27 protein-coding genes are annotated in these 25,345 nt (G+C 53.9%); 4 read left to right on the top strand and 23 right to left on the bottom strand.

Features of this window, described 5'->3' with window-relative positions:
- Positions 1–504 precede the first annotated feature (504 nt).
- The 3 genes from clpB to rluD form a co-directional block, all read right to left on the bottom strand.
- On the bottom strand, positions 505–3,078 hold the full coding sequence (gene clpB, locus JBO43_RS13985; RefSeq protein WP_095282959.1) for an ATP-dependent chaperone ClpB: 2,574 nt from the start codon (positions 3,076–3,078) through the stop codon (positions 505–507).
- Between the two features lie 129 nt (positions 3,079–3,207).
- Positions 3,208–3,939: a purine nucleoside phosphorylase YfiH gene (gene yfiH, locus JBO43_RS13980; protein ID WP_202674567.1), complete on the bottom strand. Its 732-nt coding sequence runs from the start codon at positions 3,937–3,939 to the stop codon at positions 3,208–3,210.
- Positions 3,936–4,916, bottom strand: coding sequence for a 23S rRNA pseudouridine(1911/1915/1917) synthase RluD (gene rluD, locus JBO43_RS13975; protein ID WP_095282961.1), 981 nt, complete (start codon positions 4,914–4,916; stop codon positions 3,936–3,938). Before rluD ends, yfiH begins: the two co-directional genes overlap by 4 nt.
- A gap of 130 nt (positions 4,917–5,046) precedes the next feature.
- Between rluD and bamD the strand changes: the two genes are divergently transcribed.
- The 4 genes from bamD (at position 5,047) to JBO43_RS13955 (ending at position 8,141) form a co-directional block, all read left to right on the top strand.
- Positions 5,047–5,784: an outer membrane protein assembly factor BamD gene (gene bamD / locus JBO43_RS13970; RefSeq protein WP_095282962.1), complete on the top strand. Its 738-nt coding sequence runs from the start codon at positions 5,047–5,049 to the stop codon at positions 5,782–5,784.
- Between the two features lie 269 nt (positions 5,785–6,053).
- Positions 6,054–6,395: a ribosome-associated translation inhibitor RaiA gene (raiA, locus tag JBO43_RS13965; RefSeq protein WP_095282963.1), complete on the top strand. Its 342-nt coding sequence runs from the start codon at positions 6,054–6,056 to the stop codon at positions 6,393–6,395.
- A 336-nt stretch (positions 6,396–6,731) separates the two neighbouring features.
- Positions 6,732–7,310, top strand: a complete 579-nt coding sequence (locus tag JBO43_RS13960) for a DUF4875 domain-containing protein (RefSeq protein ID WP_202674566.1) — start codon at positions 6,732–6,734, stop codon at positions 7,308–7,310.
- Between the two features lie 639 nt (positions 7,311–7,949).
- On the top strand, positions 7,950–8,141 hold the full coding sequence (locus JBO43_RS13955; protein WP_202674565.1) for a hypothetical protein: 192 nt from the start codon (positions 7,950–7,952) through the stop codon (positions 8,139–8,141).
- A 1,061-nt stretch (positions 8,142–9,202) separates the two neighbouring features.
- On the opposite strand, the gene JBO43_RS13950 is transcribed toward JBO43_RS13955, so the two are convergent.
- The 20 genes from JBO43_RS13950 to JBO43_RS13855 all read right to left on the bottom strand — a co-directional run bounded on the left by JBO43_RS13950 (position 9,203) and on the right by JBO43_RS13855 (position 25,330).
- Positions 9,203–10,846 (bottom strand): hypothetical protein, encoded by a 1,644-nt coding sequence (locus tag JBO43_RS13950; RefSeq protein WP_202674564.1) that lies wholly within the window; start codon positions 10,844–10,846, stop codon positions 9,203–9,205.
- Entirely contained in the window at positions 10,824–11,390 is a 567-nt protein-coding gene (locus JBO43_RS13945) for a baseplate complex protein (protein WP_202666615.1), read from the bottom strand. The genes JBO43_RS13950 and JBO43_RS13945 overlap by 23 nt, the downstream gene beginning before the upstream one ends.
- On the bottom strand, positions 11,365–12,042 hold the full coding sequence (locus tag JBO43_RS13940) for a hypothetical protein (RefSeq protein WP_202674563.1): 678 nt from the start codon (positions 12,040–12,042) through the stop codon (positions 11,365–11,367). The genes JBO43_RS13945 and JBO43_RS13940 overlap by 26 nt, the downstream gene beginning before the upstream one ends.
- A 50-nt stretch (positions 12,043–12,092) precedes the next feature.
- Positions 12,093–12,503, bottom strand: coding sequence for a tail fiber assembly protein (locus tag JBO43_RS13935; RefSeq protein ID WP_202674562.1), 411 nt, complete (start codon positions 12,501–12,503; stop codon positions 12,093–12,095).
- Positions 12,503–14,392 carry a phage tail-collar fiber domain-containing protein gene (locus JBO43_RS13930; protein ID WP_202674561.1) on the bottom strand — a complete coding sequence of 630 codons (1,890 nt, stop codon included), beginning with the start codon at positions 14,390–14,392 and terminating at the stop codon, positions 12,503–12,505. The genes JBO43_RS13935 and JBO43_RS13930 overlap by 1 nt, the downstream gene beginning before the upstream one ends.
- Before the next feature lie 22 nt (positions 14,393–14,414).
- The gene (locus tag JBO43_RS13925) at positions 14,415–14,771 is read right to left on the bottom strand and encodes a D-Ala-D-Ala carboxypeptidase family metallohydrolase (protein ID WP_202674560.1); all 357 of its coding nucleotides are present in this window, start codon (positions 14,769–14,771) and stop codon (positions 14,415–14,417) included.
- A 63-nt stretch (positions 14,772–14,834) separates the two neighbouring features.
- On the bottom strand, positions 14,835–15,434 hold the full coding sequence (locus JBO43_RS13920; RefSeq protein WP_202674559.1) for a hypothetical protein: 600 nt from the start codon (positions 15,432–15,434) through the stop codon (positions 14,835–14,837).
- Between the two features lie 47 nt (positions 15,435–15,481).
- The gene (locus JBO43_RS13915) at positions 15,482–16,027 is read right to left on the bottom strand and encodes a phage tail protein (protein WP_202666611.1); all 546 of its coding nucleotides are present in this window, start codon (positions 16,025–16,027) and stop codon (positions 15,482–15,484) included.
- Complete coding sequence (locus JBO43_RS13910; RefSeq protein WP_202674558.1) at positions 16,005–17,204, bottom strand: baseplate J/gp47 family protein; 1,200 nt, start codon at positions 17,202–17,204, stop codon at positions 16,005–16,007. The genes JBO43_RS13915 and JBO43_RS13910 overlap by 23 nt, the downstream gene beginning before the upstream one ends.
- Positions 17,185–17,529 (bottom strand): DUF2590 family protein, encoded by a 345-nt coding sequence (locus JBO43_RS13905; RefSeq protein ID WP_202666609.1) that lies wholly within the window; start codon positions 17,527–17,529, stop codon positions 17,185–17,187. Before JBO43_RS13905 ends, JBO43_RS13910 begins: the two co-directional genes overlap by 20 nt.
- Positions 17,526–19,484 carry a phage tail tape measure protein gene (locus JBO43_RS13900; RefSeq protein ID WP_202674557.1) on the bottom strand — a complete coding sequence of 653 codons (1,959 nt, stop codon included), beginning with the start codon at positions 19,482–19,484 and terminating at the stop codon, positions 17,526–17,528. Before JBO43_RS13900 ends, JBO43_RS13905 begins: the two co-directional genes overlap by 4 nt.
- Positions 19,484–19,639 (bottom strand): DUF6890 family protein, encoded by a 156-nt coding sequence (locus tag JBO43_RS13895; RefSeq protein WP_202674556.1) that lies wholly within the window; start codon positions 19,637–19,639, stop codon positions 19,484–19,486. The genes JBO43_RS13900 and JBO43_RS13895 overlap by 1 nt, the downstream gene beginning before the upstream one ends.
- Positions 19,640–19,671: 32 nt before the next feature.
- Positions 19,672–19,935, bottom strand: a complete 264-nt coding sequence (locus JBO43_RS13890) for a putative phage tail assembly chaperone (RefSeq protein WP_237730052.1) — start codon at positions 19,933–19,935, stop codon at positions 19,672–19,674.
- A 46-nt stretch (positions 19,936–19,981) separates the two neighbouring features.
- Positions 19,982–20,434: a phage protein gene (locus JBO43_RS13885; RefSeq protein ID WP_202674555.1), complete on the bottom strand. Its 453-nt coding sequence runs from the start codon at positions 20,432–20,434 to the stop codon at positions 19,982–19,984.
- A complete protein-coding gene (locus JBO43_RS13880) occupies positions 20,431–21,588 on the bottom strand; it encodes a DUF2586 domain-containing protein (protein WP_202674554.1) in 1,158 nt (385 codons plus the stop codon). Before JBO43_RS13880 ends, JBO43_RS13885 begins: the two co-directional genes overlap by 4 nt.
- A 10-nt stretch (positions 21,589–21,598) precedes the next feature.
- Positions 21,599–22,276, bottom strand: a complete 678-nt coding sequence (locus JBO43_RS13875; RefSeq protein ID WP_202674553.1) for a hypothetical protein — start codon at positions 22,274–22,276, stop codon at positions 21,599–21,601.
- Positions 22,273–22,767 carry a phage tail protein gene (locus tag JBO43_RS13870; protein ID WP_202674552.1) on the bottom strand — a complete coding sequence of 165 codons (495 nt, stop codon included), beginning with the start codon at positions 22,765–22,767 and terminating at the stop codon, positions 22,273–22,275. Before JBO43_RS13870 ends, JBO43_RS13875 begins: the two co-directional genes overlap by 4 nt.
- Positions 22,764–23,219: a head completion/stabilization protein gene (locus JBO43_RS13865; protein WP_202674551.1), complete on the bottom strand. Its 456-nt coding sequence runs from the start codon at positions 23,217–23,219 to the stop codon at positions 22,764–22,766. The genes JBO43_RS13870 and JBO43_RS13865 overlap by 4 nt, the downstream gene beginning before the upstream one ends.
- A gap of 94 nt (positions 23,220–23,313) precedes the next feature.
- Positions 23,314–24,012: a phage terminase small subunit gene (gpM, locus tag JBO43_RS13860; protein WP_202674550.1), complete on the bottom strand. Its 699-nt coding sequence runs from the start codon at positions 24,010–24,012 to the stop codon at positions 23,314–23,316.
- A 13-nt stretch (positions 24,013–24,025) separates the two neighbouring features.
- Positions 24,026–25,330 (bottom strand): phage major capsid protein, P2 family, encoded by a 1,305-nt coding sequence (locus JBO43_RS13855; RefSeq protein ID WP_202666414.1) that lies wholly within the window; start codon positions 25,328–25,330, stop codon positions 24,026–24,028.
- Positions 25,331–25,345: the final 15 nt, after the last annotated feature.

The raw sequence follows: 25,345 nt of genomic DNA, 5'->3' as shown, positions 1-25,345 counted from the left end.
GGCCTGCCGCCAGCGTTCAATCTGAGCCATGATCAAACTCTTCAATTTAAGTTTGATGCTCGTGAATTAAACTTCGTAATGAATTACGTATGTTCACTCAGAGACTTTGGTATTCATTTAGCGTCTTTCGACGTTTAGAATCCATGTCACTTTGAGTGCCCACACAGATTGTCTGATAAATTGTTAAAGAGCAGTGCAACGCGGCTTTCGCTCACCGTTGCGAGGTCCCGTATAATACGTTTTCCTCATTCAGAGTCAAGCGTTTAATTTCGCTTTTCTCTGTCGGCGTTCATCGCTGAACCCCTTCTGTCCCGGCGGCTTGTGTGCCGTTGTTCCGTGTCAGTGGAGGCGCATTATAGGGAGTTATTCTGAGGCTGCAAGTGTAAATCAGAAAATAATGACTGACCGCTCACTTTCCAGGCAAATATTATCCCAGATATTGAGTTTTGCCTGGTTTTTAAACAAAAACGAGCCCCGAGAGGCTCGTTTTTGAGGTTTTGTGACTTACTGCACTGCCACAATTCGGTCTTCATTCACTTCAAGGCGAATCACTTTTCCAGGAATCAGCTCCCCGGAGAGGATTTGCTGCGCCAGCGGGTTCTCGATCTGCTGCTGGATAGCACGTTTCAGAGGACGCGCCCCGTAAACCGGATCGTAACCATTGGCACTCAACAGTTTCAGCGCCTCGTCAGAGATGTGGATTTCATAACCACGCTCTTCAAGACGTTTATACAGACGCTGCAACTGAATCTGTGCAATAGAAGCAATGTGTTTTTCCCCAAGCGGGTGGAACACGACCACTTCATCGATACGGTTAATGAATTCCGGGCGGAAGCTATGGCTAACCACACCCAGCACCAGATCCTTCATATGACCGTAATCCAGTTCACCGAAACGTTCCTGAATCAAATCGGAACCCAGGTTCGAGGTCATGATCACCACAGTGTTGCGGAAATCGACCGTTCTCCCCTGCCCGTCAGTCAGACGACCATCGTCCAATACCTGCAGCAGAATGTTGAACACATCCGGGTGCGCTTTTTCCACTTCATCTAATAAGATGACGGAATAAGGACGACGACGAACCGCTTCAGTCAGATAACCCCCTTCTTCATACCCGACATATCCTGGAGGCGCACCGACCAGACGCGAGACCGAGTGTTTCTCCATAAACTCAGACATATCGATACGCACCATCGCGTCATCGCTGTCAAACATAAAGTTCGCCAAGGTTTTACACAGCTCGGTTTTACCTACGCCGGTCGGCCCCAGGAACAGGAACGAACCAATCGGGCGATTAGGATCTGACAAGCCCGCACGACTACGACGAATCGCATTCGATACGGCCTCAACAGCTTCATCCTGGCCGATCACACGATGATGGAGGTCATGCTCCATACGCAGCAGTTTTTCACGTTCCCCTTCCAGCATGCGGGCAACAGGGATACCCGTCCAGCGTGCCAGAACGTCTGCGATTTCCACATCCGTCACTTTGTTACGCAGCAGACGCATGGTTTTGCCTTCTGACTGCGTCGCCATCTCCAGCTGTTTTTCAAGTTCCGGAATTTTGCCGTACTGCAACTCTGACATGCGTGCCAAATCGCCCACGCGACGCGCCTGCTCAATGGCAATTTTCGCCTGCTCAAGTTCAGCCTTGATCGTCTGGGTGCCAGAAAGTGAGGCTTTTTCAGCCTTCCACTCTTCTTCCAGGATGGAGTACTGGCGCTCTTTATCGTCCAGTTCTTCATTAAGCATATCCAGACGTTTTTTACTCGCTTCATCAGACTCTTTCTTCAGCGCCTGCTGTTCAAGCTTGAGCTGAATGATCCTGCGGTCGAGTCTGTCGAGTTCTTCCGGTTTGGAGTCTATCTGCATACGAATGCTGGACGCCGCTTCATCAATCAGATCGATGGCTTTATCCGGCAACTGTCTGTCGGCAATATAACGGTGAGACAACGTTGCCGCCGCCACGATAGCCGGGTCCGTAATCTGCACGTGGTGATGCAATTCATAACGCTCTTTCAGACCACGCAAAATAGCGATGGTGTCTTCCACCGTTGGCTCAGCCACGAACACTTTCTGGAATCGACGTTCCAGCGCAGCGTCTTTCTCGATGTACTGGCGATACTCATCCAGCGTCGTCGCGCCGACGCAGTGCAGTTCACCACGAGCCAGGGCTGGTTTCAGCATATTCCCGGCATCCATTGCGCCATCGGCTTTACCGGCACCGACCATCGTGTGCAATTCGTCGATAAACAGAATGACATTGCCTTCCTGTTTCGACAGATCGTTAAGCACGCCTTTTAAACGCTCTTCGAATTCACCGCGGTATTTTGCCCCCGCCACCAGCGACCCCATATCCAGCGCCAACACGCGGCGGCCTTTCAGCCCTTCCGGCACTTCGCCGTTAACAATACGCTGCGCCAGCCCTTCAACGATGGCAGTTTTACCGACGCCCGGTTCACCAATCAGTACCGGGTTGTTTTTGGTACGACGCTGCAGTACCTGAATGGTACGGCGAATCTCTTCGTCACGACCGATCACCGGGTCAAGCTTGCCTTGTTCAGCACGCTCAGTCAGATCGACCGTATATTTTTTCAAAGCCTGACGTTGGTCTTCGGCTCCTTGATCGTTCACGCTTTCACCTCCACGCATTTTTTCAATCGCCTGAGTCACATTGGCGGTTGTCGCACCGGATGATTTCAGCAGATCGGTCAGCGTACCGCGTGATTCAAGCACCGCCAGAACAAACAGTTCCGACGAGATAAAGTTGTCCCCACGTTTTTGCGCCAGCTTGTCGCAAAGGTTCAGCACGCGCACCAGATCCTGAGACGGCTGAACATCCCCACCGGTGCCTTCCACCTGTGGCAGACGGCTCAGTGCCTGATCGATAGCCGTGCGCAGCTCGCCAGCATTAATGCCAGCCGACGTGAGTAAAGGACGTACCGATCCCCCTTCCTGATTCAGCAAGGCGCTCATTAAATGAAGAGGTTCGATAAATTGGTTGTCGTGCCCCAGTGCGAGAGACTGGGCATCGGCGAGAGCAAGCTGGAATTTATTAGTAAGACGATCCAGACGCATAACTCCTCCCATAACAGGTCAAATTTGCTACTGGAGATTAAATGAGGTCATCCCTCAATTATTCAAGGTTAATGACCTGAAATATGCGAAAAGAAAACGGCGCGTGCCGGATCGTCTTGATTCGTTAGGTTATATCAGCCAAATAAAACTTGCCATACGACCGGTGGTGTTGTCGCGACGATAAGAGAAAAAATCACCCTTTTCGGTGAAGGTACAGCGATCGCCACCGAATATCTGCGTCACCCCAACGTTGCCCAGACGCTGGCGGGCAAGTTGATAGATATCAGCCAGATATTTATCACCTTGCGGCCGGAATGCGCTGACGGCTTGCGGATCTTTTTCGATAAACGCTTCGCGCACCTCAGGACCGACTTCAAAAACCTTTGGACCGATGGCCGGACCAAGCCAAGCCATGATATTGCCCGGGGCGTCTTCAAAGCAGGCAATTGTCTCTTCCAGCACACCCGCGCACAGCCCCCGCCATCCGGCATGGGCGGCGGCGACTTCAGTACCCGCACGGTTGCAAAAGAGAACAGGCAGGCAGTCGGCGGTCATCACGGCACAAACTGTCCCGGGTGTATTGCTGTAGGACGCATCGGCACGTTTAGAAGCGTAGGGTTCCCCCGTCAGCCTCAACACATCATTGCCATGCACCTGCTCAAGCCATACGGGTTTTGACGGCAAATGTCCTGCCGCAAACATACGCTTGCGGTTCTCTTCAACATGTTCAAGGTTATCACCGCAGTGAGCGCCCAGATTCAATGATGCCCACGCATCGTGGCTCACGCCACCGACACGGGTTGAGCTACAGGCTGCCACGCCTGCAGGAATTGGCCACTCCGGGACAATCAGTTTGGTCATAACCAGTCCACTTTATCCTTATGTTCTTCAAAGTCTGCACGCATTGCAGCAATGAGATCGACCATATCCTGTGGGATTGGCGCATGCCATTCCATTTCGATACCGGTGACCGGATGATAAAGACGCAGCATCGTTGCGTGCAGCGCCTGACGGTCGAATTTACGCAAGGTGCTGATAAATTCTTCCGACGCGCCCTTCGGCGGGCGCGGACGGCCACCATAAACCTGATCGCCCACCAGCGGATGAGTGATATGGGACATATGCACACGGATCTGGTGAGTACGGCCCGTTTCCAGACGCAGACGCAGACGCGTATGAATGCGGAAATGTTCCATGATGCGATAGTGCGTCACCGCAGGTTTCCCCATCGGATGCACAGACATATGGGTGCGTTTGGTCGGGTGACGGCTAATCGGCTCTTCAACCGTGCCGCCTGACGTCATGTGACCAATCGCCACGGCTTCATATTCACGGGTGATTTCACGCAGCTGCAGCGACTCCACCAGACGCGTCTGGGCAGGAACCGTTTTCGCGACCACCATCAAACCGGTAGTGTCTTTATCCAGACGGTGAACGATGCCCGCACGCGGTACGTCAACAATCGGCGGATAATAATGAAGAAGCGCATTCAGTACGGTGCCATCTGGATTACCTGCACCCGGATGCACGACTAAGCCGCGCGGCTTGTTGATCACCAGGATATCGTCATCTTCATAAACGATTTCCAACGGGATATCCTGCGCCTCGAAACGGACTTCTTCTTCTATTTCAGCATTGATGGCGACGGCTTCCCCACCTAACACTTTCTCTTTTGGCTTGTCCCATACTTTGCCGTTTACCAGCACGCGCTGGTCAAGAATCCATTCTTTTATGCGTGAACGTGAATAATCAGGGAACATTTCGGCCAAAGCTTGATCTAAGCGTTGACCGAGCTGATTTTCGGAGACTGTTGCGGTGAGTTCTACTCGTTGTGCCATAGACTGCTTCTTCGTTTAACGTTGGGTTTTACGGCTTTGCCGTATAATATAGTGTGCTATTGTAGCTGGTCTTAATCGGGAGCAGGAAAGAGATTCTCCCGGACAAACATTTGAGGAAAGTCAAAACGTCATGACGCGCATGAAATATCTGGTGGCAGCGGCCACGTTGAGCCTGGCTTTGGTGGGCTGCTCCGGTTCAAATGAACAGGTCCCTGACAATCCGCCGAATGAAATCTATGCGACTGCACAACAAAAACTGCAGGACGGTAACTGGAAACAGGCGATAACGCAACTGGAAGCGCTGGATAATCGTTATCCATTTGGTCCGTATTCCCAGCAGGTACAATTAGATCTCATCTATGCCTACTACAAAAATGCCGATCTGCCGCTGGCTCAGGCTGCCATCGATCGCTTCATCCGTCTGAACCCGACTCATCCGAACATCGATTATGTCATGTATATGCGCGGACTGACCAACATGGCGCTGGATGATAGCGCTCTGCAAGGTTTCTTCGGTGTTGATCGTTCTGACCGTGACCCGCAACACGCGCGCGATGCATTCAATGACTTCTCCAAGCTGGTGCGTGGCTATCCGAACAGTCAGTACATTACCGATGCCACCAAGCGTCTGGTATTCCTGAAAGATCGTTTGTCCAAGTATGAATACTCTGTTGCTGAGTACTATACGCGTCGTGGCGCATGGGTGGCAGTGGTTAACCGCGTCGAAGGTATGCTGCGTGACTATCCAGATACACAAGCCACTCGTGATGGTTTGAAGCTGATGGAAAACGCATACCGCCAGATGCAGATGAACGCACAGGCTGAAAAAGTCGCGAAGATTATCGCCGCGAACAGCAGCAATACCTGATCGTTCCCAAAATGCAGAACGGCAGCCCAAGGGCTGCCGTTTTTTTATCCGTTATGGCCATCCGCTGAAGCGGTTTAGAGCCGACCAATCCCATCAACTATGGCTGCAATTCCCGACTTCGACAAGGTAAAAATCGCCTGTTCCTGCCTTTCCTCACAAAAAAGCTTCCTTGACAAAAAGTGACAAAATAACGTGATTTAGATCACACATTTTGACATTAGGACAGGTATGCTGGAATCACCAAGACGGAAAGACAAGAGGTAAAATTTATGACAATGAACATTACCAGTAAACAAATGGAAATTACTCCGGCAATCCGCCAGCACGTCGCAGACCGTCTCGCCAAACTGGATAAATGGCAAACTCATTTGATTAACCCGCATATCATTCTGTCTAAGGAACCACAGGGTTTTACCGCTGACGCAACTATCAATACTCCAAACGGCCATCTGGTCGCCAGCGCTAAACACGAAGATATGTATACCGCTATCAACGATTTGATCAACAAGCTGGAACGGCAGCTCAATAAAGTGCAACACAAAGGCGAAGCCCGTCGCGCCACAACATCGGTGAAAGACGCAAGCTATGCCGAAGAAGTTGAAGAAGAGTAATCCTTTAAATTGAGTGTACCGCCAACGCGCCTCCGGGCGCGTTTTTTATCGCTTCAATAACCTGATAAATATGGATTTTTTAAATCAGGCATCCACAAAATGACCATTTCATAAAACTTTACCCCCGGAAACGGGGGTTATCTAGCCACCGTTTGCTGCTTAAATGCTTAACTGCACGTCAAGATTTTGCTCAACGTCATAAGCCCCACCTGAAACAGGTCAAATAATATTATTAGCGTAATAACAAAATGACATAGCAGTCAAAAAGCATTTAATGAAGAGATTTTTAATCTTCCCCATTTTATTTTATTGTTTTTAATTATACTGGTAAAAAAGATGGCAATAACGAAATGTAAAGAGTGCAAGAAAGAAGTTTCATCAAAAGCAAAAGCCTGTCCGCATTGCGGAGTTAAAGAGCCGGGAGCAAAAAAAAGCGATACCATTGGCGGCATTATTGTTATGCTGCTTATTATGTTTGCCGTATATAAATGCTCTGGTGATACGCCTGAGGAAACGAGTGATAATCGTCCGGCGGTAAATCAAGTTTTCGAAATTAAAAACGGCAATCCGCAAGAATACAAAATAATAGGTGAGCAGGATTATAGTTTTTCAGGAAGAACCCGTTTAAACGTTTATATCTCTGCACCAGATGCTAATACCCTGGAAGACAGGGCGGCAACGGTTCAAAAGGCAGCAAAAGAATTTTTACGCGAAAGAAGAGCCCATCAGGTAACAGCATACTTGGAAGGTGGTAACTCGATTGCTAAGGGTGGCAATCACCTTGCGATCGCAACATATACGCCAGATGGATGCGGTAATGGTGGAGATAAATGCACGGGTAAGGCATGGGAAATCGAAGCAAGTGGGGAGAAATATAAACCAGGCACCTATGTAACACGCAAGAAGCTTACATAAGCAAAGCCCTCCATGCATTCGCTTCCGTTCGAAAGACAGAACCTACCAGCCCCAAATGGGGCTTTTTTTATGCATCAACGTTACATGCCACCACATCAAATTTAAGTCGGCCATCGGAAAACTATTACAAACATTACACCCACCCATAACAACACCTAACCAACTGAATTTAAATAAAAATAGTTGTAATAAAAAAAGCATTACAAAACCATTACTAAAACATTACACCTATATAAATCAATAAGTTAAAGGTCTAATTTGTAATGATTATGTACCATTACACTGTAATGCTTTTGTAAGAGTTTTGTAATGATTCTGAAGATGAAAACAAATCATTATAATCAATAACTTAAGATGTGATTTGAGTGTTTGTAATGTTTGTAATGCTTTTCCGATGCCCCCCATCAATTTTTGTGAAACTCAGAAATGGACAAAAAACAGCCTAATTTCGTGATGTTATTGTTATATAAATATGCTTTTTATGTACTGGCTGGTATAAGGGATAAGGCGGGGATATAGTCGCTTTCAGAGGCTATTGTTGTACCCACATTCACTATATGGAGCATTAGTAATGAACGAAGGGAATGTTTTTTCTTTTAATTTTCATTGGGTAATCTGTAGAGAGTTGACAGTAGAAAAATGAAAACAATTCTGGATGTTATCGGCTTTTTGCTTGCGGTATCGGCCTATGACTGGATGCGGACGAACGTACCAGCAAATCGCCGGGCGGCATGGGTTGCGGCAGCGATAGCTTTATTCGCCTGGACTTGTGTTCGGGCTGTTGGTGAAGCGCTATTTGAGGTGCTGATCCAATGGGTTACAACAGAATAATTTGCCCCCAAATGTTAAAGGCCACCGGGGGTGAGCCGGTGGCCTTACTTACGTTTCCTGGCTACTTATGGCAAGCAAGCCAGAATCAGCTCAATCAAGGCGACAAGCGCCTTCAGAGCGATGACAGCGATTTTTAAAAATCCCTTCATCACGTTGCTCCCTTAAGGAGCGCGGTACCACTGCTAAAGCCTTAACACTGCCTGGTTAACAGGGGTACATTGTTGGTGGATGTACACGCGCTCCAGTTGAGGCACTGAACCGACACCACTCGTAATTCAGCCAGGACTTGAACACGTTGCCGCATGCCTGCGTTACTTCAGAGCGCACAACCACTAACGACAAGGATTATAGAGCCATCAGAAGTGTAATCAAAGGGCTGTAACAATTAACAAACAAGAAAAAAGCCCGACTGGTGAGGTCAGGCTTATTTTCTTTGGAACTTAAGGATGATTCTCTGTTCAAGGTGATGAGCCTCAACCGGAGCGCGTGTACATCCACCAACAGTTGCTAGTTTATTCCCGATACGCGGCCATGTCAAAAGCCTGGTTTCGCTCACCCCACACAATTAAGTGCGCAGGTACTGCCAGCAAACGTAAAAAGTCAATTTTTTGAAAAACGCTGTAATCCGCGCCATGGCTAGCTTTTACGCCAAAATCATTATTTTCGTGGAATTGTTAAATCTCACGGAAAACGTCTGCATCGCACGCCACATCTTGCCTGACTGATTTTCACTAAAGTATGGAAAACGGAAAAAACCTTAATTTAGCTGAAAATACCTTAAAGATTCAGATTGGATTTTCACGTAATCCGCTTCAACAACGCCAGGATTGGCGCAGCCTGGCAGCCTGTTTGTCATCCCAGACCAAAACGAAATTATTCTCAACATGAAAACCGCAGGCGGGTGCGGTGTAGCGCCGTTTCCGTCTGGCGACCGCGTCCGCAGGATATCACGCTCAGCATTCACCAGGCGCGTTCTGCGCTGCGTTCACATGCTCATGTATGGCGCTGGGCAGGCAAAAAAAATCCCGCCACAGTGGGCGGGACAGGAAGCGAGACGGGTGTTAACCGATGAGGGGATCGTATTTATTTTTGAGGGTGCCGGCTGACTGAGCAGACACGTTAAATGCGTCAGCATTCGTCGGGCCGCCGGTATCCGGGTGGGTATGTGACGCACACTGCTGCGCCAGCTGCTTAACCAGGTCGATAGTATCAATCATCAGCTGTGCAACGTTCACTGACGACGTACCCATCCAGATGCTGGGCGCGATCAGCTCTATCTTCTGGCCAGCTATCATCTGCCGTATGGTGTCGGCCTGGTCGACTATCTGCTTTGCTTTTGCATTGATATCCGCCCCCGCCGTCACGCTGATATCTTTCGTTGCACTCACCATGACAGCACCGCCGGCGGCCAGGCTTGCATCGGCTGCAGACATCAGGCGAACCGCGCCAGCTGCTGCAGTCCAGGTGCCGAGTACCTTCAGCGTGTCGTCCGCTTTGATAACCGCTTCACGGCTCACCGCCTCCCGCTGCTCTTTGTCCGTTGCGATGCTGCGGGACGCTGACTTCTCGCTGATAGCGCGATCTGTCTCGCGCTGCCAGCTGCCGTCTGTGGCCACGCGCTGGAAGACGCCGTTACGCTGCTGCTGCAGCTGCTCGCCGGGCTTGACTGCAGGCATGTTATTCCCTTCAGCGAGGGTCTGCCGCACGACCGGTTTATCCTGCCTGCCCTCAGTAAAGGCCACCTCGACCAGCGTTCCCGCCGGTGGATAGCTGAACATTCCGCTTTCAGTTCCTCCCATGGGAACCGGCAGCGGTACCGATGAAAATACCGGCGTGCCAGGTGCAGGCTGGCCGTTCTCATCGAGCAGCTGCACGTCGACGGCGTATCGAGGACGGAATGGGTCCGCCACGTCGCCCGCGCCGGTCGCTTCCGGATGGCCAACAATACGCGCCACGCGCGGCAGGTGCATCCTGCCGGCCAGCTCTGGCGCAGCCGCCTCCAGCTGGCGTCTGAATGCGGATTTACTCAGCGGCGAGGCCGTGGTGATCTCCATCGTGTCCGCCTGCAGTCTAACCTGCGTTACCCGCCGACCGTTGACGTCAACCCCGGGCCTGATTCCCGGAATAACCGGGAAGGTCAGCGTATCGCCCGCAGTGGATGCCTGGTTAAAGATGTGTGGTACCGTGACGGGTTTGCCGGCGAACATCCCTCCGGAGGCTTCACCAACATAAACCTCACCGCCGGGCGTCTGGTACCAGATGTAATCCTGCAGGCCAAACGCGCGACCGAGGGAGTTCAGAAGCTGGAAGCCAGTACCGCTGTGGGTAAAATGCGGGACAGGCTTGTCAAACGCCTGCGGGATAAACGTCAGGCCGCTACGCTCCTGCAGCCAGTCGGTGATCGTTTTCAGGGTAGGATGCTGAAATGAGCATGGCCATAGCTTATCGAAGATGCCAACGAGCTCACGCACGAAAAGACGCTGGCTGCCATTCTCGGAAGGTTGTGACCGTTCAACATAACCCGTAAACCAGCGGTAAAGCTGATCCGGGTAGCCGACATCGATACGCACAAGTTTGCCGGTATAGTCCTTATCCGTTCGCGCAGTGATAAACCCGCGCCCGCACGCCGACAGCTCAAGTACCAGTGTTTCATCAACAAGCTCGACTTCATCAGTCGAAAGGCTAAGCCTTCTTACTGGCCTCATCGCTGCCACCTCCCAGTATGCCGTCAACAGGCTTCAGGACGTTCTCCTCAAACCATGAAAGTGTTTCCGGCGTTTCCTCTGCAGGTTTTGTGCCGCCGGCCTGCTGCTGCGTCTTTGTACCGGCAGCGGCTTTTTTATCGGCTCTGGCCTGGCGACGCTCCGGCACGCTGGTTTTTTCCCGCAGCGTAAAGGATACCTGCCACGCCTGCAGCCCGGACGCGCGGGATGCGTCTATCTGGCCGCTGAACGTGCATTCACGGAATTTGATTGCCCGCGCCAGCACGTTACCGACACGGTATACATGGAGTGCGCCGCCGCTGCCCGTCGCTGATGCCAGCTCAAAGATGATCCGCAGGTCATCGATACGCGAAAACGGCACAATACCGCTGACGCGCAGCTCTTTCGCCTTGATGCCCTGCTCAGCTTTATCCGTACTGCTGCTCTGCCCGCTCTGGTCTTTCTCCTTGAACTGCATCGATGGCGATATCGTGATGTTCTTCAGCGGTACCGCTTTGCCGTCAAGCGCCAGTATTGTCGATGTCATGCGTCAATCCTCTGAGAACACTCAAATCATCACCGGTAAACATCACTGCCGTACACAGCACCGCCGTGCTATCCGGGATATCCTCAAGCATCTCCTTCGCCAACTGAGAAAACAGCCCGGTTCCCGAGAAAACCCATGCTGTGGCCGTTTGCTTCGTCAACTCGTCAAGCCCCCCCATTACGCCATCAATCAGGGCCTGCCTGTCCTGTACGAAAGATGAAAGCGCTGCGGACAGCGCGTCTTCTGACAGCGGGAGTGCGGCTGCAGCCTGAGCGCTCTCGATAAGCCCCGCAGCCGATGCCTGGCGGCCAGTAGAAAACAGCAGTTCAGCTGCAGGCGGGAGCCCGTCCTTAATCTTTGCCGGCAGCCGCATGCGCTCAATCTGCAGGCGTGCCGTTGCATCAAACTGACGCAACGACTGGGTTACGGACGGGAGGGGGATCACACCGGAAAATAGCGCCAGCGCTTCCCTGTATGCGTCTGACGTCCCGCCGCATACCATCATCAGCAACAAATCGCCGGATCCGCCTGAGGTGCTGAGCCGTCCGGAGAGCCAGTTAATGGCATTAACCGGGCTTAACCAGCACCCGGTTTCAGTCTGCTGTCCTACGCCGTAGAGATACGGCTGTACGGTCAGCTCTGAGCAGATCACAGAAGGCAAAGATCCGGAGAATCGAACGTGCTTTTTAACCCAGACCATTGTTATTTACTCACCGGAACTGGCGGCAATTCAATATCTGGTGCCAGAGAGGTGTCAACCCGACTCAGCAGGACGGTGTAAACCTCCCACTCCTCAAGCAGCTGCTTTTCGGCGTCTGTGGCCATGCCGTACTTCACCGCGCGCTTAAGAGGTGCGATAGCGGCCTCAGCTGCGGCCATCAGCTCCGCCTTCATTCGCTCCGCTTCGGCTACGTAGTCAATTTCAGGCGGAACGTACTCAGCAATTTCCCCATGCTCTCCATTAATGCAGGCATCGTAGATTTCGCGCCCATAGTCCATCGGGTCATCCGGTGTCGCCGTAAACGGTATCAGACCGTATTCTTCGGAAAACACCATAACGTTAATCGCAGTGTGCTCTTCGTTAGCCCATACGGGCTTCATCACTTTTTCCATCACGCAATCCTGTAATAAAGTGTGGCACCAACGTCGTTTCCGGACGGTGCAGGCTGGCTCCCCAGACATTTCCACGTTCCGGCCATCGCTGAACCCTGAATGACCATTGATTTATCACCGTAGCCAACGCTGCTTTTCTGCGCCGCGATACCGGAAGAAAACAGCGAAGCGCCAGCTACGTTCGCGCCATTAGCTACCGCGGCGTTGCAGCTCAAAAACGCGTATGTACCGACACCGCCGAAACCTGCAATATTTGGACTCATTGCGTATCTGGAATCGGACTCTGTTTTTGTATAGGCATTTGATTTGCCCATATAACGCGCATCAAAGTTTGCATAATCAGACGGAACAACCTGACCATTTACTGTAAATTTTTTACCATTCGCTAAATTCAGTGCAATAGAGCCATCTTCATTTAAATTAAGGCCATTGTTGGCCTTATAGTTATAAAGCGCCACGTTGTATGCGGTGCCACCACGACCGACATAGAAAACGTTACTGCCATCTAAAGCCTTACCTAAAAGATAAGACGCCTGACCCTCGGCAAGCGGGTAAATAGAGATAGTTGCCCCATTGCCTTTGACTGCAATGTTTTTTTGGAACGTACCGCCATTGGTTGCGGATACGGCATCGCAATCCGTCGCAGAGGGCTTGTTTAGCGTCGTGTAATGAGTTGCCCATGGGGTTGCAGAATCCAGCGCATCAGCAGATGTTGAAAAACGTGAATAGAATTTCGTGTCACCACCAATGAATGCCTGCGCACGGCGCTGTGGCGTATAAGCAGCTTGCCAGCCTGCACCATTTAAGGGCACCTCAGGAGAAGCACCGGAGTACGCAAGAAACTGAGAAACCACACCCATCTTAAATTCAGCGGATAAGCCCAATCCCTCCCATCCAGTGGTCGGCACTCTTCCCGCTGTTGTATCTGTAGGGGATGTGACGATGTCTTTTGTTGCTGACGTACCGCAGCCGATGTTTTGCCGTGCTTCATCCGCATCGTTTACATCGCTCAGGTTTTTGTCTTTACGCAACCACTGCGAGGCCTGTTGGCCGCCGTCGACTGTTCCCTTTGGGCGCAAATCCGTGACGCTTCCGTCAGCGTTAATCTGTGCAACGGCAAAAACATAATGGCTGACGCCATCCTGTACGTAGTTTGCAAGCGTCGGCGCAACGGTGATGGTTTGCTGTGTATTCCAGACGCTGGCAGCGGTACCCGTCCAGGACGCGTCAACCCAGACCTTCGTCGGACGCGTGGCAGCATTCACTGGCGCAGCAGCACCAAGCGATACGCGCAGGCCACCGACATATCCCGCCCCGGGTTGAATGCTGTAGGCACCTGCAGATTCACGCACCAGAAAACCATCGCCAAAAAATGCCCCCGGGCCGTATAAATCGACGTTAGTGACGCGATCGTGCTCGTCCATTGCCCCAAGACGCACCGTAAAATCAATCTGCCAGGTCTCAGCCGGTACATTAATGAGCGTTGCGGCCTGCGCTCCGCTGTACTCCATCACAAAACTGCGGGTGAGGGCATTCCCCTGGTTGCCGTCGACGTTCGCGTATTTGTCCTGCGGCGGGATATGCGTCACCATCGCCAGCATGCCGCTGGATTTGTTAATCAGCCCGATCCAGTTAAACGTAAAGTCGCCGACCTCAGTACCGAGGAGAACGGAGTACACGACGGTATCACCGTTAATCACACCGGACTTATCGACGGCCTGCCGCCAGACAATCTGCGTCTGCGGTATGCCTTCGGCAGGATCTACCGGCGCTTCCGGATCAAGCCCGGGAACGTTCGCGAAAATAAACTCGTCGAGCACGACCGGCTGCTGTGATTCCGTCTGTGCGGCAAGATAGGCTTCAAATGCCAGGGTAATTGCTGTCGACATATTATTCCTCTTCTTCGTTCGGCTATCCGCGCCAGCGCGCTTTGGCCTGGCGAACGTCGATGTGTGTGAAGCTGCTGTAGCGACCAATGCCGCAGCGGTCAGGATATTTTCCTTCGAGGTAGTCAGCCACGCGATTGGTATTGATTCCGGTCACAACAATATCAGCAGCAATTCCCTGCACGTGCTGGGAGTTTGGCGCGCCGCCCACCTTCGCATTGTGTTTTTCACAGCGGCAGCCACTGTTGATTTTTACCGGCGCGCCAAAATGCCATCGCACATCTTCCAGCACCGCAATTAACGCAGAAGAAATGCTGTCAAACCCACAGCCGCAGCGACACGCAAATTCACTACTACTAAAATGTTCACTCAAATTACCCATAACATAGAACCCATATAAAAATCACAAAAACAAAGAGACCCACAACCGCAACCCCCTCAGCCTTTACTCAATAATCTTGACTGCAGCTTGTTTGATCCGCAGCTTTACGTAATCTTCATTGCCCGGGCGCTCGGTAAAACCGATCGCGAGCATCCCAATCATCTGGCCAAACTGTGGCGGTATGGCTGACGCACAGACCCACTTCACCCCGCTTTCCCGCGCTGACTTTCCGACGCTGGTTGACGCGACATGCTTCCAGCAGGCCGCCTTGCTGTCGATGAGGTTGATAAACTCAACCGTCAAATTTGAGTAGGGACGCAGAATCAAATCCCCCGTACCGGTGAGATTTTCAAGCTCGCGCTGGCGTTCGCGCACATACAGGGCGATGCGCTGGTTTTTCTCCAGGTTCATCGACCACACCGCCGCCGTCACAGCACCCGTATCGGCCATCAGCCGTGTTATCTCCGGGCCGACTGACTCTTCATGAATACGCGGCGTACCAAAAGCGTTCATCATGACGTACGCCACCTCGCGGCGACTCTCCCACAAATACTTTCCAAGCCCTGCGAAAAACACCAGGGCAACCAGTAATGCCAGTTTTTTCCAGGTGTCCACCCACCTGATTAATCCCATTGCACGTGCATCATCGACGTTACCCGCCACAACTCCCCCCTGCATTAATAAAAGCCGTTACGGCTGTCTGTGACGTTTCATCTCTTCAGGCTCGCAACATGAACCCCATAAATTCCGCCATACGCGCCGGCAGCGACGCTGATTCGGGTTGCAGTGACGACCTGATACTGGTAGCGCCTGCAGGTCCTGCCGTACTTTCTGATAATCTCCGCCATCAGCTCGCGATTCTCAGATATCTGGTTATCCGTGACCCGTATGAGGATGATGTCCCAGTCCAGTCCCGGTACCCGCTCCTCCTGTTCGATGTACCCGATCTCAAGGCGGTCAAAAATTTTCGCAAACCCGGCGACGGACCCGGCATCCTGCGCGTTCACAAAGGCGTACGCGACGCGCTTGCGAAAGAGAGACAACGGCTCGCCGTTAAAGCGGGCAACATCGCGCTCCCACGCCAGCAGTTCCAGAATGTCCTCATCGCACGTGAGTGCGTCGAACTGGCGAAGTGGCCACGTCACCCACTGGAAGACGCCCTCCCAGTATTTACGGGCCGCACGCGCCAGCGTGGACGGTTCTTTCCCCCTGAGCCACGCCGGCAGTCTGATATCAGGCGGTATTAACGATGCCATCGTCTTCAATCTCCACGGTCAGTGCGTCAAGACGGGGAACGTCAAGGCCGCTGATAATGTCATCCAGGGAAAAGGTGACTGACAAGATCCTCCTGTCGTTCTCATGCAGCTCCCTGCCGAGCTGGGAAAAGGAAAACCGGGAATATGGCCACGTCTTTTGCACGGCATAGCCGTTATTTTCACGAAAGGCGCAGCGGATAAGGTTTTCCGCTTCTGTCTTAATGGCCGCCAGTTCATCGGGGGTAATGTTGGCCAGCTGCAGGACGTATAGCGTGGCAACGAGCGAATGACGCGTATCCGGCAGCGGGAAGCACTGCAGATCGTCACCGTGGCCGTGGTAGCCCTGATTGGTCACATAATCATTAACGGCAGAGATGAAAGGGTCAGAAATTTCACCAGTATCAAGGAGTAGATACACATTTGCCGTGCCGGGGCCGCGCGGCGCATCGTGCAGGAAAAACACGCGGTCGACGGAAATCCCTGCCACGCTGGCAACCATGCCGCGATAGACGGCATCAATGTGATACTGAGCAGCAGCATTAAACTGGTTGCGGCAGCGGTCGCGCAGCTCGTCATCGCTTTCTTCATCGGCTCCGGGCGCGGTGAGCCAGTCTTCTTCATTGACGGCACCGGCGATACCGTCGAGCGCAACGGGTAAAATACGGTAGTAGCCAGGCGCAAGGTTGAAGTCGCTGCCGCTGCCGTTTGCCGTAACCGGCACGGGGCCACTACCGGAACCAGCTGCCAGCAGCGTGTCCTCCGTCACCGTCACGCTGTAGACAACGCCGTTTATACGCTCCGTCTGCACAACGCTGCCCGCAGGCACGGTCACATCCTGCCGGTCATCAGTTTTGTAGAACATCACTACGCCGCTGGCCGCCGTGGCCGGTTTCGGCGTGACGTTCAGCCCCCATGCCAGCAGGCGCAGCATCTGACCGGTCGCAGTGGCCAGAAACATGTTCGTCAGTACGCCCTGGACAAGCACGTCTTTGATCCACATCGCCGGCGCGGTGACAATGGCCGTAATAAGACGCCAGAAAGGGGACATGCGGGACGTGTTTGTCACCAGCCCCTCATCCTTAGCAATAGCAGTAAAGCGGGCGCTGACCTCCTCCTCGGTGGTCGGCATACCCGCATCACGCAGTACCTGCTCATAATCAGGCTGTGGTTTTGTCATAGTTCACTCCCAGCCCGACGGGGCCAAAATCGTAGGTTTCAGCCGTAATATGCAAACGCGCGTTTGTCTCTTCGGTAATCAGCACCGTGCCGGGCACCAGGCGATCGTCTGATTCAACCAGCAGTTCAATTTTTGTCAGCACATCTGCACGCATGCCCGGACTACGCTCGGCGAGCAGCTCTGTGGCGTAGCCGCTCTCAATAATGGCGTGTTTGATATCCTGCGCGATGCTGACGCGGTTATCACACATCACCGGCTCAAGGCCGGGGCCGAGGGTAAAATCGCCATCGGCAGTAATCAGCAAATCAACGTAAAGCGACGTCATCCCTTAAGCGCCTCCCACTCCTGAAGCTGCGCCGGCGTTGGCATGTTCTGAACGCTGATATTGACCTCGCCAATCTGCTGCCGGTTATCTGTTGTCTGCGGGCCGCCGCGCATTTCACGGCCCAGTCCACCGCGTGGAAGTGTGTCGGGGATACCGCCAGTCAGGGCAGAAGGAGGAGGCGTAAAGGGAGCCATCAGAGGCACGTTCTGCGTGGCATCAATATTGACGCCGGGGAGCGCATTGAGTTTGTCGGTGATCCAGCTCCATGTCGCTGAAAACATGTTTTTTATCCAGTCCCAGAGACCGCTAAACACGTTTGCTATTCCGCTGGCAAGCCTCGTGAATCCCTCAAGCACTGAAACGCCGGAAAACTGGTCTGTCAGCCATTTCCAGCCGCTGGCTATCGTGTCCCATGCCTGAGAAAAATAACCGGATACGGTATCAATAACCCCCATCAGGTACTGAAATGCCTGGCTGTCAGCGATGGAGGCTTTCACCTCATCCCAGTGTTTATAGAGATACCAAGCTCCGACTGCGAGAGCCGCCAGCGCTCCGATAATCAGCAGTACGGGCCATAAAGCAAAGTTAACAGCCCCGCCGAATGCGTAGGTAGCAATGCTGAGTGAAAGGGTCACGATACGCGCGGCCTTAAACGCTTTGTTCCATAGCCAGATGGCTATTGTGTAAGATTTCAAAACCGCAGTGCTGGCAGCCCAAATCCCCTTCAGTCCAATCCAGATAAACTTAGACACCCCCATGGTGATGTTCGCAATCGCGCCGGCAGCGGCAAAGAAAAGAAGACCTGCAGCCAATAAGCCCACAGCCCGGGTTAGCCCCGGGAAAAGTTTCTGCCAGCGAACCATCGTGGCCCCGGTATCGGCAATCGCCCCCATGAAAGGAAACAGTATCGGCAGAAGCGTTGAGCCAATGATGATTTTCATGGCTTCAAAATATTTGGTCAGGCGATCGAAGGGGTCAATCATGGATTCGGCCATCACACGGGCATGATCCAGCCCCTTGACGTCGCCGATGGCGTTGATGTTGGTCTTAAGTCCGTCGATATTGCCTACCATAAGCTTAATCATGGCCACAGCTTCATCACTGCCAAAGGCTTTTTTCAGCGTATCGGAGTCCGCGACCTTTGACAGATCACCGTATTTGCCGCGGATTTTTTCCAGAATTTGTACGACACCGAGCATTTTCCCCTGGCTGTCCGTGAAATTAAGCCCCAGCGTTTTCTGTGCACCACCAACTCCGGCGAGGAAGGCCTTATATTTTGTCCCGGCCTCACTGCCGCTCATCGTCGCCTGCAGGGTGCCAAGAACCGCCATCTGTTCGGCTATGCCTGCACCCGCAGATTTTGCACTCGCACCTAAAGCGGTGAATCCACCGCTCATTTCGCTTCCGGTAGTTTTAAACATCTGGACGGCGGTTGCTGTTTGCCCTGCCAGCTGATCAACCCATGCGCCGTTACCCATCGCATTTGCCTGATCCTGAAAGATGCCGTACATGGTGCCGACGTAGTTGGTGATGGTCGCGGCGTCTGACTTCGTGGCTTTGGCCAGCACGTTTGACGCCGTGGTGAAGGTGGCCAGCTCCTTGCCGGTGAGCCCCGCAATCGCTGACTGAATATCGTAGGAGGAGCGCACAAAATCCTGTGCGCTCTCGCCATACTGCATGGAGAACTTGAGGGATTCATCGCGCAGCATCCCGAGCGATTTTGTATCGACGCCCAGTGACTTTACTTCGCCCAGGGCGCGGTTCATGTCACGGGCGGGCTCAAGCAGCCCGCCCATAGCCTGACCGACGCCCCATAGCGCGACGCTGCCGACGCCTATACGGCGAAAAGCCTGCTGTGAGCTGTTCGCAAAGGAAGTCACGCCACCCTGCACCGCCCGCAGCGGGCGGGTGACGTTATCAACCAGCGATAAAATAAAATCCAGCTCACGCGCCATTATTTACCCTTAATTGCCCTGACGATGCCGTTTGAGACGGCGACGGTCATGTTCTCCCAGTACCGGTTATCGAGCCATGCCGCCGCTGCCATGCTCTCCACAGAGTCAGGTTCGTCCGGCAACCAGTAGCGGCGTAAAATGCTGTACTGCGCCACGCCATTTGACTCAATTGCCTTTACGCGCGCAGTTATTCCTTTACTTCAATTTCCAGCTTCGGCGCGTAGCGGCTGATAACAGCCTCCATCAGCTGCAGCACCGCTCCGGGCTTTTTCAGAACCTCTTTCAGCGCATCGGCATGCGCCGGCAGCACGGTACGCATCAAAAACTGCTGCGCCGGCGCGACCTTGTTATCAGGCTGCATGCTGTTGATCATGTTGTTGTAGTCGGTCGCCGTGGGCGCAAATGCCAGCGCTGTGCCGCCAACGGTCAGTTCAATTTTTTCAATAGCCATCGTCATTTCTCACGTTATGCCGCCACGGCGGGCGGGCAATTGATCATCAGCCCAGGAGGCCGTCGGTCGATTCAGCGTCCAGGTACGGGACGCCGTTAATACGGATAAAGTCGGGGCTGGTCACGACGTACTTGATTTTGTGCGCCAGCGCTTCACCGCCTTTCGAATCGTTATCCAGCAGGCCGGCCAGCATGAACTTGCAGCCAAACGCCTCAATTTTCATCTCTTCGTTGCCCGCTTTCGCATAAAACAGAATGTCGGCAGGCTCGATGCCGCGCCATGAACCGGCGCGACGTGCAAGGCCAGTCATCTGCTGCAGCACGCGCGTTGAGACTTCAATCTCACCCTCGGCGGCAACATCACCATCGACATACCCGTCCGGGATGCCGCCGGTCTGCGCCGCCGCGCTGTTGTCAGTAATGTCAAGCGTGACGGTATTGGCGTGGATGAGCTCCCCGTCGATGATAAAATCCGTGCTCTGACCGGAAATACGCTTCATGCGGAGGCCTCCAGGGTTGTATCAAGCGCGATGTTGACGACGATCTGCAGCGGCACCTCGTACGGACGCACAATCATGCCGACGACCACTTTTTTACGCGTCTCCCACATGATTTTGATGTCGCCTTCCTGCGGCGGTTTCACTTCTCCCGGGAACATGACGCCGTTGATTTGCATCGAACGGGACATTTCGCGCAGCGGACGGGCGAAGTAACTTTCGTTCGCGGCAATACTCGCCGGCGTGCTGTTCAGGCTGCGATCGGCAATTTTGGCAATCGCCATCAGGCGCACGCGTCGCGCGGCCTTGTCGGCAATGCGCACATTTTCAATAGACTGGTAATCTCCGCCCTCGGCATCGAGCGTGCGGCCATCACTCCAGAAAATGCCGTCATAGTCGGCATAGGTCATCGGTACGCTGTACCGGGACAGCTCCAGCGCCTGCAGCGTTGACAGCTCAAGGCGCACGCCATCAGCATCTACCGGCCAGTCAACGGCATCCGGCATGAGGAGTGGCCCGGTTTTGACGCGAGCCGGACTGTCTGCGATGGTCACGCTGCGGTTACACAAGCGGCCAGCCAGCATTCCCGGTTCAAATCCGGCGATGCGCGGCACGAGCTGCACGGCGTAGGCATTCGCGCCAGCCTGCAGGCTGGTCAGCCGTACCACATACTCCACCCACTTTTCCGCTGCGACGTTATCTTCAGCGACCTTCCAGAGCGGTATCTGCGTTTCCGTGAGCAGCCCGGAGGTGGCCAGGATAAACCAGCACCACCGGCCATGTTTCGCCGTGATTTCTGCCCGCAGCGCCGCAGCCTGCGTAATTGTCGCCTTGTCGCTGATATCGTCAGACAGGACGACACCCTCGACAGAAACGGACGCCTGAGCCGCACGAACCGTGTCAGCCCAGTCGGCCACCTCTTCGAGCGGACTGACCCAGGCCTGCCAGTTCTGGCCGCCGTTCAGCTGGGCCGCCCGCAAATCGTTCAGCAGCGGCCCCGGGCTGACTTTCTCAGTCAGATCCGTCAGCGCGTTGACAAAAAACAGCGTGCCGGCACCTTTTTCGCTCGCACCCGTAAACAGCAGCGTGCGCTCCGTTTCGTTGATTTCACCCTGCTGCAGATTCAGCTGGTTGACTGTTACCTGAGGCCATGTCATCGCTTACCCCTTATCCTTCTGTCCCATAACCAATCGCCTGCAACTGGCGAGCCAGTGCCTTATCAAAATCTGTATCGCTGATACCGAGGAAGACGCGCGACGGCAGCTCAATAATCCAGCTGTCTTTTGGCTCATCCCCGCTAAGCTTCCTGATAATCAGCCCGGCCTGCGCCGCGCTGAGCTCCCGAATTTCTGACATTTTGGCGTTGCGCATGCTGCGCCGCCCTTTCACTTTGTATCCCAGCTTGCGCAGGCGTCTGACCTGTCTGAGGGAGGCTTTTTCGCTTCCCGATTCGCTTAGGTTGCGCAGTGATGACTTTCTCACCGTTGCAGTCATGCCGTTTTGCTGGGCATAGCCCACCACGCCCGACCTGACTGCACGCCCCGTGTTGCTGTAATTCCCGCCCCGCAGATAAAGCCTGAGGGAGCCAGATGCCGGCAGTTCCTTTATCGCAATCAGCTTTACCAGCCCGGTCAGCATCTTCCCGCGCCGGCCTGATTTTCTGGCAGCCCACGGCGTTCCTTCAGGTGTGGCCTGCTGCCTGACCGCCTTTTTTGACGCGGGTATCACCCCGTATTTCGCCAGGCGCCACAGCAGGCGCTGTTGTTTTTTTGGCGTCAGCTCGAGCCTTTTCAGCGCCTCGCGCAGCCGCTTAATCTGCCGGCGGTCGAACGAGGCGCGGATCATGTCAGAGGCTCGCTGTTAACATCTGTGACACGGACGCTCACATCTTCCGCGTACCACACCTCAGCCGTGGCCAGCTCCCAGCGTTTACCGTCAAACGGAATGCAACCGTTGGGGTTTTCGCGAATGATGAGCGGCTCGCTGATGGTCAGCGTCACCGTCATATCCGCCACTTCGTCATCAATGACTTCAACCGACGTTGCCGGCGCGGTAATTTCGATCTCCTGCCCGTTCGGATCCTCGCCTTCGTTTTCCGTTATCCACACCGTGACCAGTGCGCTGATATTGTTCGGATCAAACAGGCGGTACGGCAGGCGCTCCCAGGACAAAAACACGCTGTAGCGCTGAATGGCCAGCTGATAGGCACCCAGACCCAGATCGCGCTGGCGCATGATGTACTCGATGTCGCTCATCTCGCTGGCGAACTGGATGCCGGCGATGCGCTCAGGTATGGCATCGCAGACAAAACGCGTCAGGGATTCGAGTCGGCTCATAGCAGGCTCACCGTTGCACGTCCCAGCCCGAGAATGCTCCGCACGGCCTGCGCGGACTCCGTCAGCAGCCCGTAGCGCGTTTCAGACGACTCCGCCCCGGGCAGCGCGGTACGACGCCCGAGAGCAGAAAACTCGCTGAGCAGCTCGGCTTTGGCGCAGGAATACACGGCAACGCGATACTGCGCCACCAGGGCATTATCACCGTCCTGACAATGCACACCCGGCACCTCTGCGGCCTTTTTCAGACCGCTGGCCATATGCCTGTCAGCGACGCTCTGCAGCTGGCGATTGACCTCTGTTGTGGCAACCAGCAGCGCCTGCAGCTGCGTGCCGGCATCAATATCCGGCGGTAACGACCGCTGTTTCTGAAAATCAGCCAGCTCGAGATCGGGCCAGAAACCATCATTGATAATGGTTTTTTTCTGGTAATCCGTTTCACGACCATTAAACATGTTGCCTCCGAAAAAAAAGCGGGCAGACCGGTTTCCACGGCCTGCAGGGTCACCCCTGAGCCTCCACCGCGCCCGCTCTGACGCTCGGTGCCCGTTAACCGGTCAGAGCGCGTATACGCATGGCAATTTTTTGCCGTAGCGTTCTGACCTGAATTTTTTTGTAAAGCGCGTCAGCCTGCGCCAACCAGCGGTCTGCCTGTTCAAGCACGTCCACGCTTTCAACCGCAGACGCACGCGGCCTGCCGTCGTCGTCGCGCAGCAGATGCAGCGCGGCAAACTTCAGCCATTTGGCGGTGATCTCTTCGTGCAGACGCCAGTTTTTCAGCACGTTGTTAAACGTCCTGGTAAAGAACGGCTCAATACCCCGGCCGTGCTCCGACTCCTTTTCGGCCCATGCCAGCATCGTGTCAGCCACAAAAACGGGCATTTTCGACTTAAAGCGGGCGGGCATATGCTGCCCCTGAGCGATAGCGATATCCGCGTAATCCAGCGCCTTCTGGTAGCTCTCCGTGTCAAACAGCCAGATGATGCACTCGACAAACACGGGGTTCTGATAAACCGTCCCGGCTTCGAGATACTTTTCCACCCACGGAAGCCAGCGCGGCAGCAGCTCGGTACGCTTGAGCGCCTGCCGGTCAGCCTGGTTATTCAGACTGCGCACAGCTTCAATATCGCGCTTCAGCGCAATCAGCTGCAGGTGCAGGCTGTCGGACTTTGGGGAATCCGGAGGGGCTTCCCCTTTCGCGATGGCCTGAGCACCCCGGACACGCGCCTGATATTCCCGAATCCCCATCTTCTTCCGCCCCTTAGTTCGCCGTAACCGTTACTGCAGCAATGTCGGTTTTGCTGCCATCCGTTGAGGTGAAGGTGATGTTTGCATCTCCCACAGCAACGCCGGTCACGCGGCCTGTATTGGTGACCGTGGCCACCGCAACGTCATCACTGGCCCAGGCACCGGTTTTATCCGTCGCATTTGCCGGCAGCACCTGCACAGAAAGCTGAACATTACCGCCCACCGCCACAGACGCGGTTTCTGGCGTCACGGACACGCTGGCCACCGCCACGTTACCCGTCGCCGGCGGAGAAACTCGCTCTTCCGGGAAGACCACGTTTTCAAACTCGATCCCGACAAAGCAGGTCTCGTCTTCAACGACGTAGCCTTCGTTGCGGTAGTACGAGTCAATCATCCCTTTCTTCTCGTCATCGTCCTTCAACTTGCGGCGAATAGACCCCGACTGCACATAGATAGACAGGTTATCGAGGGTGGTGACTACCGCCCCGCGCCCCGGGAAGTTCGGCGGCGTTTCGGAACGCATCCCGCCAAACTGCATCGTCAGGTCATAATCCCGCTGCGCGGCCCGCTCGGTCGGCGTCAGGCCGTGAACCTTGCTGACCAGCTGCGACTCTTTGGCCACCAGGTCAGCACCCACCAGGAAGACAAGGTCACGGCGATCTCGATGGATATCGCCCAGGCCACTCTTTAAATCAGAGGCAAGGTCATCCAGGTTCTGGTAGTCAGCACCCTCACCGAAGATGGTGATCTCGCCCGCATTTTTCCCCTCAGCAAGGACGTTTTCTGGCTTATGCTCGCGCATCCACTGCAGCCAGCCTTTGTTGACATCCTGCAACAGCGGATATGTCTCAATATCCGTATTGGCGGAAACCGTAATGCCACGCCAGCCGATCATCAGCATGTCCAGGGCAATCTGGCGCTGCACGAAGGTGGCATAATGGCTCAGGAAGGTCGCTTTATAACGGGCCCATAAATCCAGCTTGGCCCACGGAATAATGATGCCGCTGTCGGTTTCAGCCAGAGCGTATTTAAAGCCGTCTTCGTCAATACGACGGCGGAAGCGGCCATCTTTAACGCGCCCCGTAATCCCCTGCTGAACGCCGGAAAAGACTTTTTCGCCCTGAATATCGGTAACAGGAATAACGTTAATTTTACCGAGGAAATCAACGCGCCCCTGAATCGCTTTATTAATTCGCTCTTCCTGAGGCCCTGTTATTTCGAAATACTCTCCGACATCATCAATGGAATCCAGACCAAATTGCTGTGCAATGCGGGCAAAGAGAAGGCCTTTAACGACCTTGCGAGTTTCGGTTTTCATTTATTATTTACCTGC

The organism is Lelliottia jeotgali (assembly GCF_016771845.1).
GTDB classification, from domain to species: Bacteria; Pseudomonadota; Gammaproteobacteria; order Enterobacterales; family Enterobacteriaceae; genus Enterobacter; species Enterobacter jeotgali.
Note: the sequence above shows the minus strand (reverse complement) of the source record. Positions and strands in the feature narration are given on the sequence as shown.

What these genes read in the sequence shown, in the direction of transcription:
- clpB (WP_095282959.1), bottom strand. Translation starts at nt 3,078, where the DNA reads ATGCGTCTGGATCGTCTTACTAATAAATTCCAGCTTGCTCTCGCCGAT.
- yfiH (WP_202674567.1), bottom strand. Translation starts at nt 3,939, where the DNA reads ATGACCAAACTGATTGTCCCGGAGTGGCCAATTCCTGCAGGCGTGGCA.
- rluD (WP_095282961.1), bottom strand. Translation starts at nt 4,916, where the DNA reads ATGGCACAACGAGTAGAACTCACCGCAACAGTCTCCGAAAATCAGCTC.
- bamD (WP_095282962.1), top strand. Translation starts at nt 5,047, where the DNA reads ATGACGCGCATGAAATATCTGGTGGCAGCGGCCACGTTGAGCCTGGCT.
- raiA (WP_095282963.1), top strand. Translation starts at nt 6,054, where the DNA reads ATGACAATGAACATTACCAGTAAACAAATGGAAATTACTCCGGCAATC.
- JBO43_RS13960 (WP_202674566.1), top strand. Translation starts at nt 6,732, where the DNA reads ATGGCAATAACGAAATGTAAAGAGTGCAAGAAAGAAGTTTCATCAAAA.
- JBO43_RS13955 (WP_202674565.1), top strand. Translation starts at nt 7,950, where the DNA reads ATGAAAACAATTCTGGATGTTATCGGCTTTTTGCTTGCGGTATCGGCC.
- JBO43_RS13950 (WP_202674564.1), bottom strand. Translation starts at nt 10,846, where the DNA reads ATGAGGCCAGTAAGAAGGCTTAGCCTTTCGACTGATGAAGTCGAGCTT.
- JBO43_RS13945 (WP_202666615.1), bottom strand. Translation starts at nt 11,390, where the DNA reads ATGACATCGACAATACTGGCGCTTGACGGCAAAGCGGTACCGCTGAAG.
- JBO43_RS13935 (WP_202674562.1), bottom strand. Translation starts at nt 12,503, where the DNA reads ATGGAAAAAGTGATGAAGCCCGTATGGGCTAACGAAGAGCACACTGCG.
- JBO43_RS13930 (WP_202674561.1), bottom strand. Translation starts at nt 14,392, where the DNA reads ATGTCGACAGCAATTACCCTGGCATTTGAAGCCTATCTTGCCGCACAG.
- JBO43_RS13925 (WP_202674560.1), bottom strand. Translation starts at nt 14,771, where the DNA reads ATGGGTAATTTGAGTGAACATTTTAGTAGTAGTGAATTTGCGTGTCGC.
- JBO43_RS13915 (WP_202666611.1), bottom strand. Translation starts at nt 16,027, where the DNA reads ATGGCATCGTTAATACCGCCTGATATCAGACTGCCGGCGTGGCTCAGG.
- JBO43_RS13910 (WP_202674558.1), bottom strand. Translation starts at nt 17,204, where the DNA reads ATGACAAAACCACAGCCTGATTATGAGCAGGTACTGCGTGATGCGGGT.
- JBO43_RS13905 (WP_202666609.1), bottom strand. Translation starts at nt 17,529, where the DNA reads ATGACGTCGCTTTACGTTGATTTGCTGATTACTGCCGATGGCGATTTT.
- JBO43_RS13900 (WP_202674557.1), bottom strand. Translation starts at nt 19,484, where the DNA reads ATGGCGCGTGAGCTGGATTTTATTTTATCGCTGGTTGATAACGTCACC.
- JBO43_RS13890 (WP_237730052.1), bottom strand. Translation starts at nt 19,935, where the DNA reads ATGGCTATTGAAAAAATTGAACTGACCGTTGGCGGCACAGCGCTGGCA.
- JBO43_RS13885 (WP_202674555.1), bottom strand. Translation starts at nt 20,434, where the DNA reads ATGAAGCGTATTTCCGGTCAGAGCACGGATTTTATCATCGACGGGGAG.
- JBO43_RS13880 (WP_202674554.1), bottom strand. Translation starts at nt 21,588, where the DNA reads ATGACATGGCCTCAGGTAACAGTCAACCAGCTGAATCTGCAGCAGGGT.
- JBO43_RS13875 (WP_202674553.1), bottom strand. Translation starts at nt 22,276, where the DNA reads ATGATCCGCGCCTCGTTCGACCGCCGGCAGATTAAGCGGCTGCGCGAG.
- JBO43_RS13870 (WP_202674552.1), bottom strand. Translation starts at nt 22,767, where the DNA reads ATGAGCCGACTCGAATCCCTGACGCGTTTTGTCTGCGATGCCATACCT.
- JBO43_RS13865 (WP_202674551.1), bottom strand. Translation starts at nt 23,219, where the DNA reads ATGTTTAATGGTCGTGAAACGGATTACCAGAAAAAAACCATTATCAAT.
- gpM (WP_202674550.1), bottom strand. Translation starts at nt 24,012, where the DNA reads ATGGGGATTCGGGAATATCAGGCGCGTGTCCGGGGTGCTCAGGCCATC.
- JBO43_RS13855 (WP_202666414.1), bottom strand. Translation starts at nt 25,330, where the DNA reads ATGAAAACCGAAACTCGCAAGGTCGTTAAAGGCCTTCTCTTTGCCCGC.